This window comes from Zunongwangia sp. SCSIO 43204, from assembly GCF_019904275.1.
GTDB lineage: Bacteria > Bacteroidota > Bacteroidia > Flavobacteriales > Flavobacteriaceae > Zunongwangia > Zunongwangia mangrovi.
Genome location: NZ_CP063204.1, coordinates 218091 through 231557, shown reverse-complemented (window position 1 = coordinate 231557; position 13467 = coordinate 218091). Strand labels below are relative to the sequence as shown.

Here is a 13467-nt window from a genome sequence, read left to right as displayed (position 1 = left end):
CTCATCACTTAATATGTAGATGAGATCCTGAATCAAGTTCAGGATGACTATATTGAGAAATTTACTTCTCGATCAATCCAGCTCTTTTTAATAAAGCCTCTGGCTGAGGTTCTTTTCCACGGAAGCGTTTGTAAAGCGTCATTGGATGCTCTGTCCCGCCCATGGATAAAATATTATTTTTGAATTTATCGGCCACTTCTTTGCTAAAGATTCCTTTTTCGCTGAAGTATTCAAAAGCATCGGCATCTAAAACTTCTGCCCATTTATAAGAATAATATCCAGCGGAATATCCTCCCTGGAAAATATGAGAAAATGCGGTACTCATACAATTCTCAGGAACATCCGGAAATAATTTTGTCGGTTCAAAAGCATTATTTTCGTGGGCTTTTACATCATTTACCTCGGTAGGATCAATGGCGTGCCAGCTTAGATCCAGCATCCCAAAACTCAACTGGCGAACGGTTTGCATACCTTCCTGAAAATTCGAAGATTCTTTGATCTTTTCTACTAATTCCATCGGGATGGCTTCGCCGGTTTTATAATGCTTAGCGAATAATTGCAGTGCTTCTTTCTCGTAGCACCAGTTTTCTAAAACCTGGCTTGGTAACTCTACAAAATCCCAATACACGTTAGGTCCCGATAAACTTGGGTAAACCGTATTGGCTAACATGCCGTGCAACGCATGACCAAATTCGTGGAAAAGCGTGGTCACCTCATTAAAAGTTAATAATGAAGGTTCAGATTTTGTTGGTTTCGTGAAATTACAAACGATCGAAACATGCGGGCGCTCTTCTTTTTCGTTTTTTACGTACTGAGATTTATATTCGGTCATCCAGGCGCCTCCACGTTTTCCCGGTCTTGGATGAAAATCGGCATAAAATAAAGCTACATCTTTACCATTTTCATCGGTAACATTATACGTTTTTACATCTGGATGATATTTTTCAACCTCGCTGGTTTCGTTAAATTGAAGTCCGTATAACTTGCTTGCTACCGTAAAAACACCATCGATCACATTTTCTAGTTTGAAATATGGTTTTAGCTTCTCATCATCCAAATTGAATAACTTTTGCTTCAATTTTTCGCTGTAGTAAGCCGAATCCCATTTTTCCAGTCGTTCGATATTGTCTAATTCTTTCGCGAATTCTTCAAGCGCTGCAAATTCTTTTTCCGCAGCAGGTTTTGCCTTTTCAAGCAGTTCATTTAAGAAACTATTCACTTTTTCCGGAGTTTCAGCCATACGTTCCTGCAAGACAAAATGCGCGTGCGTGTCAAATCCTAAAAGTTGTGCTCGCTGATACCTAAGTTTAGCGATTTTCAGTACATTTTCCTGATTATCTAATTCATCACCATGAAATCCCTTAGCACCAAAAGCGATCGCCATTTTTTTACGAAGCTCACGATTTTTCGCATACTTCATAAACGGGATGTAACTTGGATAATCTAAGGTGAAGATCCAGCCTTCTTTATCTCTGGATTCTGCTACGCCTTTCGCTTCTTCTTTAAAACTCTCTGGTAAGCCATCAAGATCCTCTTCGTTGGTGATCTGTAGCTCGAATTTGTTGGTTTCAGCTAAAACATTTTCACCAAAATTTAGGCTTAAAGCAGAAAGTTGCTTGTCGATTTCCCGTAATTCTTCCTGTTTTTCCTTCGTAAGATTAGCGCCATTTCTAGAAAAAGCCTTGTATTTTTTATCTAAAAGCGTCTTTTGCTCTGTTGTAAGATCTAACTGATCTTTTTGATCGTAAACCGCTTTTACACGTTTAAAAAGAGCTTCATTTAAAATAATATCATTTCTGAATTCTGATAAAAGGGGAGAAACTTCCTGTGCAATCTTTTGGATTTCAGCATTAGTTTCAGCAGAATTAAGGTTGAAGAAAATACTGGTCACACGGTCCAGTTTTTCTCCTGAAAATTCTAATTCCTCTATAGTGTTTTCGAAAGTTGGTTCAGTTTCAGCTGAAGCAATATTTTCGATCTCAGATTTTGCTAATTGTATGGCTTCGGTAATCGCAGGCTTAAAATGTTCGGTTTCAATCTTAGAAAACGGAGCAAATTTAAAGTCCTGCAATAACGGGTTATTTGTACTCATAATACCTTCATTTTTTTCGAAAATAAAATGAGCAAAGCCTAAGCCATAAACTAGAAAAGGTATGTTATTTCAGGTTTTAAAGATTGATTGCCAGAATTATCGATTTTGAGCCTACTTTTTCGGACGAATTGGCAGGATGTCAATTAGCAATAATCAATAAACAGTGATCAATTAGCAGGCAGCCTTTAGCTTTCAGCAATCAGCTAATTTTATTACAGATTAGTTCTAAAGAAATGAAGAAATCTCATTCATCAATAAGTAATCTAAAATCTATTTTCTAGATTCTGGAATATAAAAAAAGCAATCTAAATACTCAATTCTAAATACTAACAACAACGCGATCTAAGATCTAAAAGCGAAGCGCTCTAACGTCTACTTTTTCTTAACTTCTTCAGCGCCTTTGATCACTTTTTCTTTAAGCCCTTCTTTGTAAACTAAAACTTTATCCTGAACACATTTATCTGCAGCACCAATGATTTGAGCGGCTAATATTCCGGCGTTTTTGGCTCCGTCTAAAGCAACAGTTGCTACCGGAACTCCGCCTGGCATTTGAAGGATTGATAAAACAGAATCCCATCCATCGATAGAATTTCTTGATTTTACCGGCACTCCTATTACGGGTAGTGGAGAAAGAGAGGCGATCATTCCCGGTAGGTGAGCGGCTCCACCGGCGCCAGCGATAATTACGCTAATTCCGCGAGTATGAGCATTTTTTCCGTAGTCGAATAATTTCTCCGGAGTTCGATGTGCTGAAACAATATCTACTTCAACTTCGATATCAAATCCTTGTAAAATATCTACCGCTTCCTGCATTACCGGCAGGTCGCTGGTGCTTCCCATTATTATTCCTACTTTGCTCATAATATATGTTTTATGCTTTGTTAATAAGTAATTGTTAGAAATTTTATAGTTAAATCTGACATTGCAATCTTTCTAACTTCTAACTTCTAACTTCTAACTTCTAACTTCTAACTTCTAACTTCTAACTTCTAACTTCTAACTTCTAACTTCTAACTTCTGCTAATTACTTTAATTTCTCCTTTAACCTGTTCGGCCACTTTTCTAGCTTCGTCGATATTTTCGTTTACAATAGTTACATGTCCCATTTTTCTAAAAGGGCGAGTGATCTTTTTTCCGTAGATATGCGGAGTAACGCCGTCCATTTTCATGATCTTATCGATATTCTTGTAAACTACTTCGCCTTCGTGATCTTTATCGCCAACAAGATTCACCATAATTCCGCCTACTTTACTATCGGTATTTCCTAATGGTAAATCTAAAATAGCTCGTAAATGTTGTTCAAATTGGTTGGTGTAACTAGCTTCAATGCTATAGTGACCACTGTTGTGAGGTCGTGGAGCAACTTCGTTTACCAAGATTTCATCTTCTTTCGTTTGGAACATTTCAACTGCTAAAAGGCCAACATGCTCAAATGCTTCAGATACTTTTTGTGCTACGGCTCTTGCTTTTTCGGCAACATGATCTTTGATCCTTGCAGGGCAAATTACATATTCTACCTGGTTGGCGGTTGGATGAAATTCCATTTCTACCACAGGATAGGTTTTAACCTCGCCACTTGGTGTTCTGGCAACAATCACTGCAAGCTCGTTTTTAAAAGGAATCATTTCTTCAGCAATACACTCGGCATCCGGTAATTCTTTTAAAGCTTCAGCATCTTTGATCACAGAAACACCTTTACCGTCGTAACCGCCTGTTGCACTTTTCCAAACAAAAGGTAAAGATCTGGTGCCAGATTCAACATCTGCGATAAGATTCTCTATTTTTTGATAGGTTTTAAATGGCGCGGTAGGAATATCTTTTTCAGTATAAAACTGTTTTTGTACGGCTTTATTCTGAATTTTCTCTAAGGTTGCAGCACTTGGGAAGGTTTTAATTCCTTCAGCTTCCAGTGCTTTTAAAGCTTCAACATTAACTCCTTCAATTTCAAAAGTAAGCACATCAACTTTTCTTCCGAAGTTTAAAACCGTTTCATAATCCATAAGATCACCTTGCTCAAAATAATTACAAGCAATTTTGCAGGGAGCTTCGTCGCTAGGATCTAAAACATAAGTCTGAATATCATATTTACGGGTATCGTAAAGCATCATTTTACCCAACTGGCCACCACCAAGAATACCTAGTTTAAAATCTGAAGAAAAGTAATTAATCATATTTGCGATGTTTGTGCAAAAATAAATTTTTACATCAGATTGCCCTATTTATTCTTATAGAAATTGGTAGAGTGGTGTAAATGAGATTCCTTATCTTTGCTTCTTTAAAAAATTGAAGTTTTGGTAAAACTACACGATCTTGTTTTTGAACCTTATGTAAGTGAGGAAGAAATCAATGAAGCAATCACTAAAATAGCAGATAATCTAAATGCAGATTATAAAGACGAGCAACCAGTTTTTCTTAGTGTTTTAAATGGTTCTTTCATGTTTTCTTCTGAAATTATGAAGAAATATAAAGGAGAATGTGACATTCAGTTTGTGAAGCTGGGATCTTATGAAGGAACCGAATCTACCGGAGATGTAAAAACCTTAATTGGGCTTACTAAATCTTTAGCCGGTAAGAAAGTGGTAATTTTAGAAGATATTGTGGATACTGGAGGCACGCTTAAAGAACTCGATCAGATTTTAAATGAAAAGAATGTGGCAGATTATAAAGTTGCAACGCTTTTTCATAAACCTTCCATGTATCGCGAAAAATTCAAATTAGATTATACAGGAATCGAAATTCCGAATGAATTTATAGTAGGTTACGGGTTAGACTATGATGGTCTTGGCCGTAATCTTACTTCTGTATACAAACGTAAATCGTAAATAAATACACATGACAAATTTGGTACTCTTTGGCCCTCCGGGAGCGGGCAAAGGAACTCAGGCAGATATTCTTAAAGAGAAATATCAGTTAGTACATATTTCTACCGGAGATGTTTTTAGATACAACATCAAAAATCAAACAGAATTAGGTTTAACCGCAAAATCGTTTATCGATAAAGGTCAGTTAGTGCCAGATGAGGTAACGATTAATATGCTTAATGCTGAAGTTGATAAAAATCCTGAAGCTAAAGGCTTTATTTTTGACGGTTTTCCTAGAACAGAAAATCAGGCTGATGCTTTGGCAAATTCCCTTAAAGGAAAAGGAACAGAAGTTAAAGCAATGATCGCTTTAGAGGTAGAAGATGAGGTTTTAGTGAAGCGTTTGTTAGAAAGAGGGAAAACTTCTGGAAGAAAAGATGATGCAGATGAGGCTGTGATTAGAAACAGAATTACGGTGTATTATGAAGAAACTGCCATTTTAAAAGAGTATTACAAAAAACAAGACAAATATTACGGTGTTGATGGGGTAGGTTCTGTAGAAGAAATTACCGAAAGAATTAGCAACGTGATCGATAAATTATAATTCGAAATTAGATAATGAGAGAAGGGAATTTTATAGACTACGTAAAGTTGCATGTGTCTTCGGGGAATGGAGGATCTGGATCTTCGCATTTACACCGTGAAAAATATGTGGCAAAAGGTGGCCCAGATGGAGGAGATGGAGGTCGTGGTGGTCACGTGATCTTACGTGGAAATAAAAATCTTTGGACCTTATTCGAATTTAGTTTTAGAAGACATATTCGTGCTGAGCATGGCGGTAACGGAGGTAAGCAAAGAAGCTCTGGTGCCGATGGGCAGGACGAAATTGTAGATGTGCCTTTGGGAACGGTAATTAGAGATACCGAAACCCAGGAAATTATAGATGAAGTTACCGAAGATGGTCAGGAGATCATTATCGCAGAAGGCGGTATGGGTGGCCGTGGTAACTGGCATTTTAAATCATCTACCAATCAAACACCACGTTACTCGCAACCGGGTATCGATGGGCAGGAATTAGATATTACTTTAGAGCTTAAAGTTTTAGCCGATGTAGGTTTGGTAGGTTTTCCTAACGCAGGGAAATCTACTTTACTATCGGTAATCACTTCGGCAAAACCCAAAATTGCCGATTATGAATTTACTACGCTGAAACCCAATCTTGGAATCGTAAAATATCGTGACTTCAAATCTTTTGTAGTTGCCGATATTCCCGGAATTATTGAAGGTGCTGCGGAAGGAAAAGGACTTGGATATCGTTTTTTAAGACATATTGAACGAAATTCGACATTATTATTCCTGGTTCCTGCCGATGCTGAAGATGTTGCGAAGGAATATGAAATCTTATTAGATGAGCTTAGACGTTACAATCCAGAAATGCTGGATAAAGATCGTTTGGTGGCTGTTTCTAAAACCGATATGCTGGATGACGAGCTAAAAGCCGAATTGAAAGCTGAATTAGACGAGAATCTACCGGTGCCTTATCTGTTTATATCCTCTGTAGCGCAACAAGGATTAACCGAGCTTAAAGATAAGCTTTGGGAAATGCTTAATAAAGATCCAGAGGATAAGAAGTGAGCAACCTAAGAGCATTTAATCTCGATTATCGAGTAAACTGCTTTTGTCGATATTGTTGATTTTCAAAGCTTCTTTTTGCAAAGTTTAGTGCAAATTAAGAAGTGGGATGATTTTTGCTTAATTTTAAAAAGTAGTTTAAAATTATCCAATATGAAGTTAGTCGCTAAACTTATTTTATTTTGTTTGTTGCTGGTTTCTTGCAATACACCAAGAACCACTTTCGATTATGATGCGCAAACTAATTTCGATCAATATAAAACCTATCAGCTATTCCCAGATTTTCGAACCGAGATGAGTCAGCTCGACGAGAAAAGAATCATTAGCAGTTTAGATCATTTTATGCGCCAGGAAAACATAGATTTAGGTGAAGAAAAACCAGATCTATACGTTAATGTGTATACTGAAAAATTTCAGGAACAAAGCAATAACACGCTGGGTGTTGGTGTAGGAAGCGGCGGCGGAAATGTTGGAGTAGGGGTTTCTGGCGGAATTCCGCTTGGTGGCCCAAAAGATTACGTTCGGTTTATTATCGATTTTATCGATGTCGAGAAAGATGCCTTAGTCTGGAAAGCTGAAGTTGAGGTAAAGTTTAATTACAACGCAACTCCAGATCAGCGTCAGGCTTTATTCGATAAAGTTTTTGCCAAAGCTCTAGAAGCATACCCTCCACAGGATTAATTTTCAATTTTAATCCTTGTACCTTTAGAAAAGCTGGAAAACTCTGGGGCGTACATACTTTCAATTTGCGTAATTCCGTTAGAAAATTCCCCAGCGTTATTTACTCTTAGATCATATTCAAAAACATAAGTTCCTTTAGGTAAATAATCAAAGAAGAAATGTGTAGCCGCATCTTTTGTACTTTGATAATAGCGGAGCCCGTCTTGATATTTATGGCTGGAAAGTACGCTTGTAGGTTCCAGTCCGCTGGCACGCATATCTTTTAAGTGCACAAATTCAAAATCAGATTTCACATCAATGGTCACTCTCACCGTAACTAATTCGCCAACTTTTAGCACTTCTGGTAGCGATTTTAATTGTGGGCCTTCGCTGGTGTTTTCCTTCAGAAATAAAGCTTTGTTGATAATGATCTCTTCGCCTTTAGATCGCTCGATCTTATCTAAATCCTCAAAGTATTGATTATAAATACCGCCGAAGGCAGGGGCATCGTTGTTATTTTTTATACTGAAACTCGATATTTTTTGAAGTTCTTTTTCATCGTTCCAGGTTTTCTTTAGGTAACCTAAATTGCTTTTTTCGGTAAATATAGGATCCACTTTAACCGATTTATTATTCATTTTAATCTCAGGTTGGCTACTTTCTTTAATCCAGTTTTTTCCGTAAGAAAGAAATGCGTTTACCGCCATCGTAGTCGATTTTGTAGTTGCCCAACTATTTTTACGTTTATGTTGCAATAACCAGTTTTTCAGTTTATCGATATCCTTATCTTCAGGATTTACGGCTGCAAAAGCTTCGATGATCTTTGCCTGTGTTTCTATAGGATGATGATACCAAAACTTTCCTGCAGCATTATTTTTAAAATACATACCGCCCTTATCATCTTCGATACTGTTTTGTTTAAACCAGTTGACGATTTTTGTAGCTTCCTCTTCTTCATAATAATTGTTGAAACTTACGGCTAGCATAGCTTTAGTTTGTAGATTGAGATCAAGCCAGTTTTGTTTCAGATTTTGTATCATTTTATCGATAAAATCTTCTTCTTTTTCCTCGAAGTAAAATTCATCTGCCAGGATAGTTTTGGTGTAGAGATATAGAATTTCGTTTGGAGAGAATCGCGTACCGGTAATGTTATTATCAAACTTATTAGCGTGATGCTCTAACATGTAATTTTTAAGGAAAACGAGTCCGTTTTCGATAATTTCTTCGGAAGTTTTATTTAATTCTATCGAGTTATTCTGAAGCAAATACGCAAAACCTCCAAGAATATGGCTGGTAATATAAAAGCTAGATCGTCCATCTTTAAACCACGGGAAACTACCATCGCCATTTTGCATATTCTGCAATTTTAAAAGGTAAGATTGCAGGTTTTTTGTGTCTAATAATTTCGATAGATTTTGAATGTTTTCGGTCTCAGATTTAGCATCATTTACCCAGGGCGTTTCCTGTAAAAGAATACTTTTTAGCTCCTCGTTTTTCTCTAAATTGCTTGTTGCTGAATTTTCATTCCATTTTTTCAAGACTTCAGCGATTTCCGGATTTTCTTTCAGTATTTTTTCTGAAATAGCCTTTGCGAAATATTTAGAGAAAGTCTGCTCACTACAATCGTAAGGATAATCGATAAGATAGGGTAGCGACTGAAGCACCGTCCAAGCCGGATTAGCAGTATATTCTAAAGTAATTTGGTGATTTTGTAAAGTTTGAGATTCATTTTTTCTTAAACTGAATTCTTTTTCTTCCTGTTCCTGAAGCCAAATTGGGATGGTCTCGGTCACCAGCATTCTATTTTTAAGCACCGGTAATAAATTGGTTTCCCCATCTTCAAATTCATCAGTTTTTGCGACAATTTCATAGCGAAATAAGTTGAAATCTTCCGGAATGTAAAGTTTCCAGCTTAGCTGCGTATTTCCGTTTTCTGCTACATTAAATTCCTGAATTGCGTTTGTATTGCTGAGGTTAGTATCAATTCTCGATTCATCTTCAGCATTAAACAATTTTAATTGCGCTTTTCCTTTTAAAAATTCGTCACTCAAATTGCTAATCTTAGCTGTAATAACAATGCTGTCTTTTTCCCTTAAAAACCGTGGTGCATTTGGCGTAAGCATCAGTTCTTTCTGGGTAACAGTAAAAGCTTCTTTATAGTTAGATTCAGCTTCTTTGTTATGTCCAAATAGCATTAGGCGCCATTGGGTTAGAGCTTCAGGAGAAGTAAACTCTAAATTGATATTTCCTTCTTTATCGGTTTTTAGATTTGGATAGAAAAAGGCGGTTTCATTCAAATTTTGTCTGGCTTTAACCGAAAGCTCTTTTTGATCTCCAGATATAGAATCCTGCGTTGAATAGCCCAAAACCTGATCTCTAGAAATGTCCATAGCAACTTTTTCTACCGCTGCGGAACTCATACCTCTAATCTTTACAGAATTTCCAACAGTTACCACTTCATTTAAAGCTTCTATATCTTCAGCCATTAAAATAGTAATACTTTTATCTTCATTTTCGATAAAATAAGATGCTTGAAATCCAATAAAAGATGCTTTTAATTGATCTCCTTTTTTGGTTTTAATTTCAAACTCGCCGTCATAATTAGCTTGCGTCCCAGTGTTTGAACCTTCGATAGTGATCGTTGCTCCAGGCAATGGTTTTCGATCTGAAATGGTGATTACCTTGCCTTTAATAATTCCGCCTTTAGAAACATAATCTGTGGTAAAATCCTTGCCTCTAAACAGTAATTTTAGCAGGTAATCACGATTTTCTTTTCGAGTATTATTGTAGCTAAATCCAAAATAATCTAGTTTGGGCAATTTGGCTTGCTCGTAGGAAAAATAGAAGTAGTTGCGGTTATGTAAACTGAAATTTGCAGGAGAAAATTCTAGAAAATCTAAATTAGGTAGTCTGTAATATCTACCACCAATATTAATGTGCTCTGGCCAGGAATGTTCTTTAAACTGATCTAGTGAAGCATCGTACATCCCAGCGAGAACTTCAAATTGATCTTTGTTGTTTTTTTGTATAATTTTTAAACTCCATTTTTCTTTTTTTCCTGGTTCGATCTTATCTCTAAAAGTGCTTAGAATAATTTCAGGTTGTGGTTTTTTGTCTTTTAGCTGAATGCGCTCCGTGCTTGTAAAAGTCGAATTATATTTAATACTGCTGAATCTTAAACTGACTTCTTTTCCAACATAATCTTTAATCGGAATTTCGATGTTTTTAGCTCCTTTTTTTAGATCGATGTATTGCTGAAAAACAGCTTTGCCTTCAACATAAGCTTCCAGATTTACATATAAAGCTTTAGCAGCGGTGAGTAAAGAAATTTCAATAAAACCATCTTCGGTGAAATCTTTATTTGCGATTATGTATTCAAAAAGTTGATTATCTGAAGCCTTTTTTGCCTGCCTTTCTTTTAATTCGATAATCTTTTCTTGAACGATCTTATTTCCTTTTTTGTCTTTGGTTTTTAGGATGATTCTATAGCTTCCTGCCGGCCATCTTTTGATGTTTTTTAGCGTAATTTTTTTATTAGAACTTGCTGTCGATTCATACCATAGTTTGCCATTTTTCCAGTTCGATTTTTCATCTTCATTCAAATATGCAATATGTGGTAAAAGGTTTTTATACTCGTGTTTGCTGATATTTAAAGTGTCCGGTTTAGGTAAGTCATTACCAAAGTTTAAGATCCTTTCAGGAGCTTGTAGTTTGTAGATTTCTACCGTTACGGGCAAATCAACATCTTCATAATTGAGATTGGTGACTTTTGGGATAAAATTTATTCCATCTTTTTTATAAGATATACCATTATCCAAAATACTAAGAATGTTTAGCTTGTTTCCGGCATTTACTGTAGTTTCTTCAGATTGTGTTTCACCATTAATATCGGTTACCGATACTTCAATACTATACGTGTAGATCTGGTCTGGGTTTTGAATTTCGGAGGCTTCAGCTTTCGCTAAAAATTTAATCTGAAAATCACCATTTTCGTCTGTTTGTAATTCTCCATTGGCAATTTCTTTGGGATTAATTTTTCTGTATCTAGATGCATAACCGTAATTCTCAAATCTTAGAATTCGATAAGTTGCATTAGCATGACTTAAGCGCGCTCCAGAGAAACTTTCAGCATATCCATTAATGTTAACAGAATCATTTAAAGCGAAGGATTGAGTGACAGGTTTAATTGCTATTTTAAATTTAGGTCTTTTGTATTCTTCTACAGAAACTCTTTTCGTGGCATAAAAATTTGGTCTTTCTTTATCGCTATCTTCTTGAATTTGGATGGTAAACTGCCCGGTTTTTAAGCCTGTTGGAATTTCGAAGTTTCCAGAAACACTACCAAAATTGTTTGTTTTCGCCTGTCTTTTTTCAATTTCGTTTCGGTTAGCATCTAAAAAACGAATCGCTATTTTTTTACCGGAAAGTACTTTGCTCGAATCTCCTTCTTTAGAAACTAATACACCTTTATAATAAATCTGCTGGCCGGGTCTGTATAAACTACGATCTGTAAATAGGAATCCGCGTTCTTTATCTTGGACTCCGTAATTATTTCGATAATACGAATAGCGATCTTTTAAAATGATATCATCCTGATCTTTTGTAATGTGATATTCGATATCTCGAAGCCGGTTAGTTGGAGCTGGAAAACTTAAATTTCCATCACTATTTGATGTTTTCTCATAAGAATTGTTGCTTTGGTAAGATGAAAAAGTTGCTTTAATATTCGCATTTGCGATGGGTTCACCAGTTTCGCGATTCACTACTTTTAGATCGATACTTTCATCCTGATTGGAAATTAAACTTAATTCACTTACCTGAATCGTTTTTAACGCATATAGATTGTCGAGGCTTTTATCTTTAAGTAGGATTACATATTTGCCAATTTTAAGTTTAGGTGCAATTGCTTGTGTAGTTCTTTTAAAGTGCTGACTTTTGTTAGGTAGCTTGATCCAATTTGAAAACTCTTTAGTTTCAGAATCGAGTTTCTTTAATAGTTTTTTGAGTTTAATTTTTTGTTCTTCCGCATAAAAATTGTGCTTATCCAAAAAGCTGAAATCTGTTTTGTTCAATTTGTAAATCTGGAATTGCAGGGAGTCCAGATTAGTGTATGAAATAAAAATTGGAAAGTTTTTCTGCGGACTTTGGTATGGATTTACCTGAACGCTTAGTTGTTTTTTTGTGATATCTGTAATAATATTCTGTGCGTTGTTCTTAAGATAAGAATTGAAACCATGTTGTACAATTTCTTCTGCAATGGAAATCGCATTGATATTATCGTCGGGGAAATCTTGTTTGCTTGCTCTTTGTTTTAGTGTAAGTGCCCTTTCGAGAGCGATGAGATCTTTTGCTAGTTTATCTTCAAATTTAGAATCTAGATCGTTCAATGCTTTTAAAAAATCACTTTCTGAAATAGCGATTCTCGATTTGATGTATTTGTAGCGATCTAGGGTAAAATAAGCTAGAAGTTGATTTTCGTTATTTTTTAGAAGAGATTTTTCAAGTTCCTGATAGCATTTTAAAGTGAAATAGTGTTTATCAAATTCTTCGTGAGTGTATAAATCGATTTTTATAAAACTATCACTTGGAACTAAATGTTCTTTAGTGATCTTAAATGATTTCGAATTTTTGGAAAGGTATCGATTGTTGCTTTTTCCGTAATCTAATGCTCGATTAATGAGCAGTTGGTAAACATTGTCGAAGTGTATTGTTGGCTGATGAAGCGTGTCTAGCAAGTAGGAATATTTATCGATATTGGTGGTTTCCAGGCTTTCTTTTTCTGAGATCGATTTTCGATAATTTTCTATTATTTCTGAATTAAATTTTTCTGTACTCCAAAACTGAAAGTTAGCAGTGTCATTTTCAACATTAGTCCTATCCTGAATTCGGTAAGCGTTCTTCTGAAGATATTGCGATTGAAAGTCGGCTAAAATCGAATATAAAATGTGTTGAGCAACAGGATTTACATCTTGTATTCTTTCATGAATTTCTGTGGTTATTGCAGTAGCCGATTCTTCTTGTAAGTCTATTGCAAATTTTGAAAGATAGAAAAGGCTTTTTATCGATTGAGCGTCATTTTTATCGATTTTCGCCTTTGTTGCAATTTTCTCAACCAGATCGTTTGCTGTTTTGGTATTCCCTAATATTTCCTGTTCTTCAACTTTGTTCCATTGATTTTCGTAAAAATCCTGGGCAAAAATATTGTACGTGCTAAGGATAGAAAAGATGAGAATTGCCAATGCATTTTTCATGGTAGATGATTTATTGATGACGGGTAGGGAA

8 protein-coding genes are annotated in these 13467 nt (G+C 35.8%); 4 read left to right on the top strand and 4 right to left on the bottom strand.

Features of this window, described 5'->3' with window-relative positions; translation table 11 throughout:
• Positions 1-61: 61 nt before the first annotated feature.
• From INR75_RS01145 to INR75_RS01135, 3 genes are all read right to left on the bottom strand, one after another.
• The gene (locus tag INR75_RS01145) at positions 62-2092 is read right to left on the bottom strand and encodes a M3 family metallopeptidase (RefSeq protein ID WP_223090424.1); all 2031 of its coding nucleotides are present in this window, start codon (positions 2090-2092) and stop codon (positions 62-64) included.
• Positions 2093-2464: 372 nt separating this feature from the next.
• Positions 2465-2953, bottom strand: a complete 489-nt coding sequence (gene purE, locus INR75_RS01140) for a 5-(carboxyamino)imidazole ribonucleotide mutase (RefSeq protein ID WP_013073294.1) — start codon at positions 2951-2953, stop codon at positions 2465-2467.
• A 149-nt stretch (positions 2954-3102) separates the two neighbouring features.
• Positions 3103-4263: a 5-(carboxyamino)imidazole ribonucleotide synthase gene (locus tag INR75_RS01135; RefSeq protein WP_223090423.1), complete on the bottom strand. Its 1161-nt coding sequence runs from the start codon at positions 4261-4263 to the stop codon at positions 3103-3105.
• 120 nt (positions 4264-4383) lie between these two features.
• Between INR75_RS01135 and hpt the strand changes: the two genes are divergently transcribed.
• The 4 genes from hpt (at position 4384) to INR75_RS01115 (ending at position 7206) form a co-directional block, all read left to right on the top strand.
• Positions 4384-4914 carry a hypoxanthine phosphoribosyltransferase gene (gene hpt, locus INR75_RS20560; RefSeq protein WP_370629870.1) on the top strand — a complete coding sequence of 177 codons (531 nt, stop codon included), beginning with the start codon at positions 4384-4386 and terminating at the stop codon, positions 4912-4914.
• A gap of 10 nt (positions 4915-4924) precedes the next feature.
• Entirely contained in the window at positions 4925-5497 is a 573-nt protein-coding gene (locus INR75_RS20555; RefSeq protein ID WP_092543211.1) for an adenylate kinase, read from the top strand.
• 14 nt (positions 5498-5511) lie between these two features.
• Entirely contained in the window at positions 5512-6528 is a 1017-nt protein-coding gene (obgE, locus tag INR75_RS01120) for a GTPase ObgE (RefSeq protein ID WP_223090422.1), read from the top strand.
• A gap of 150 nt (positions 6529-6678) precedes the next feature.
• A complete protein-coding gene (locus tag INR75_RS01115; protein WP_223090421.1) occupies positions 6679-7206 on the top strand; it encodes a DUF4136 domain-containing protein in 528 nt (175 codons plus the stop codon).
• Here INR75_RS01115 and INR75_RS01110 read toward each other — a convergent pair.
• Positions 7203-13436 (bottom strand): MG2 domain-containing protein, encoded by a 6234-nt coding sequence (locus tag INR75_RS01110; protein WP_223090420.1) that lies wholly within the window; start codon positions 13434-13436, stop codon positions 7203-7205. The two genes, INR75_RS01115 and INR75_RS01110, sit on opposite strands and share 4 nt — an antisense overlap.
• Positions 13437-13467: the final 31 nt, after the last annotated feature.

Bases quoted from the DNA above. Each gene is read 5' to 3' on its own strand.
- INR75_RS01145 (WP_223090424.1), bottom strand. From the start codon at position 2,092: ATGAGTACAAATAACCCGTTATTGCAGGACTTTAAATTTGCTCCGTTT.
- purE (WP_013073294.1), bottom strand. From the start codon at position 2,953: ATGAGCAAAGTAGGAATAATAATGGGAAGCACCAGCGACCTGCCGGTA.
- INR75_RS01135 (WP_223090423.1), bottom strand. From the start codon at position 4,263: ATGATTAATTACTTTTCTTCAGATTTTAAACTAGGTATTCTTGGTGGT.
- INR75_RS20555 (WP_092543211.1), top strand. From the start codon at position 4,925: ATGACAAATTTGGTACTCTTTGGCCCTCCGGGAGCGGGCAAAGGAACT.
- obgE (WP_223090422.1), top strand. From the start codon at position 5,512: ATGAGAGAAGGGAATTTTATAGACTACGTAAAGTTGCATGTGTCTTCG.
- INR75_RS01115 (WP_223090421.1), top strand. From the start codon at position 6,679: ATGAAGTTAGTCGCTAAACTTATTTTATTTTGTTTGTTGCTGGTTTCT.
- INR75_RS01110 (WP_223090420.1), bottom strand. From the start codon at position 13,436: ATGAAAAATGCATTGGCAATTCTCATCTTTTCTATCCTTAGCACGTAC.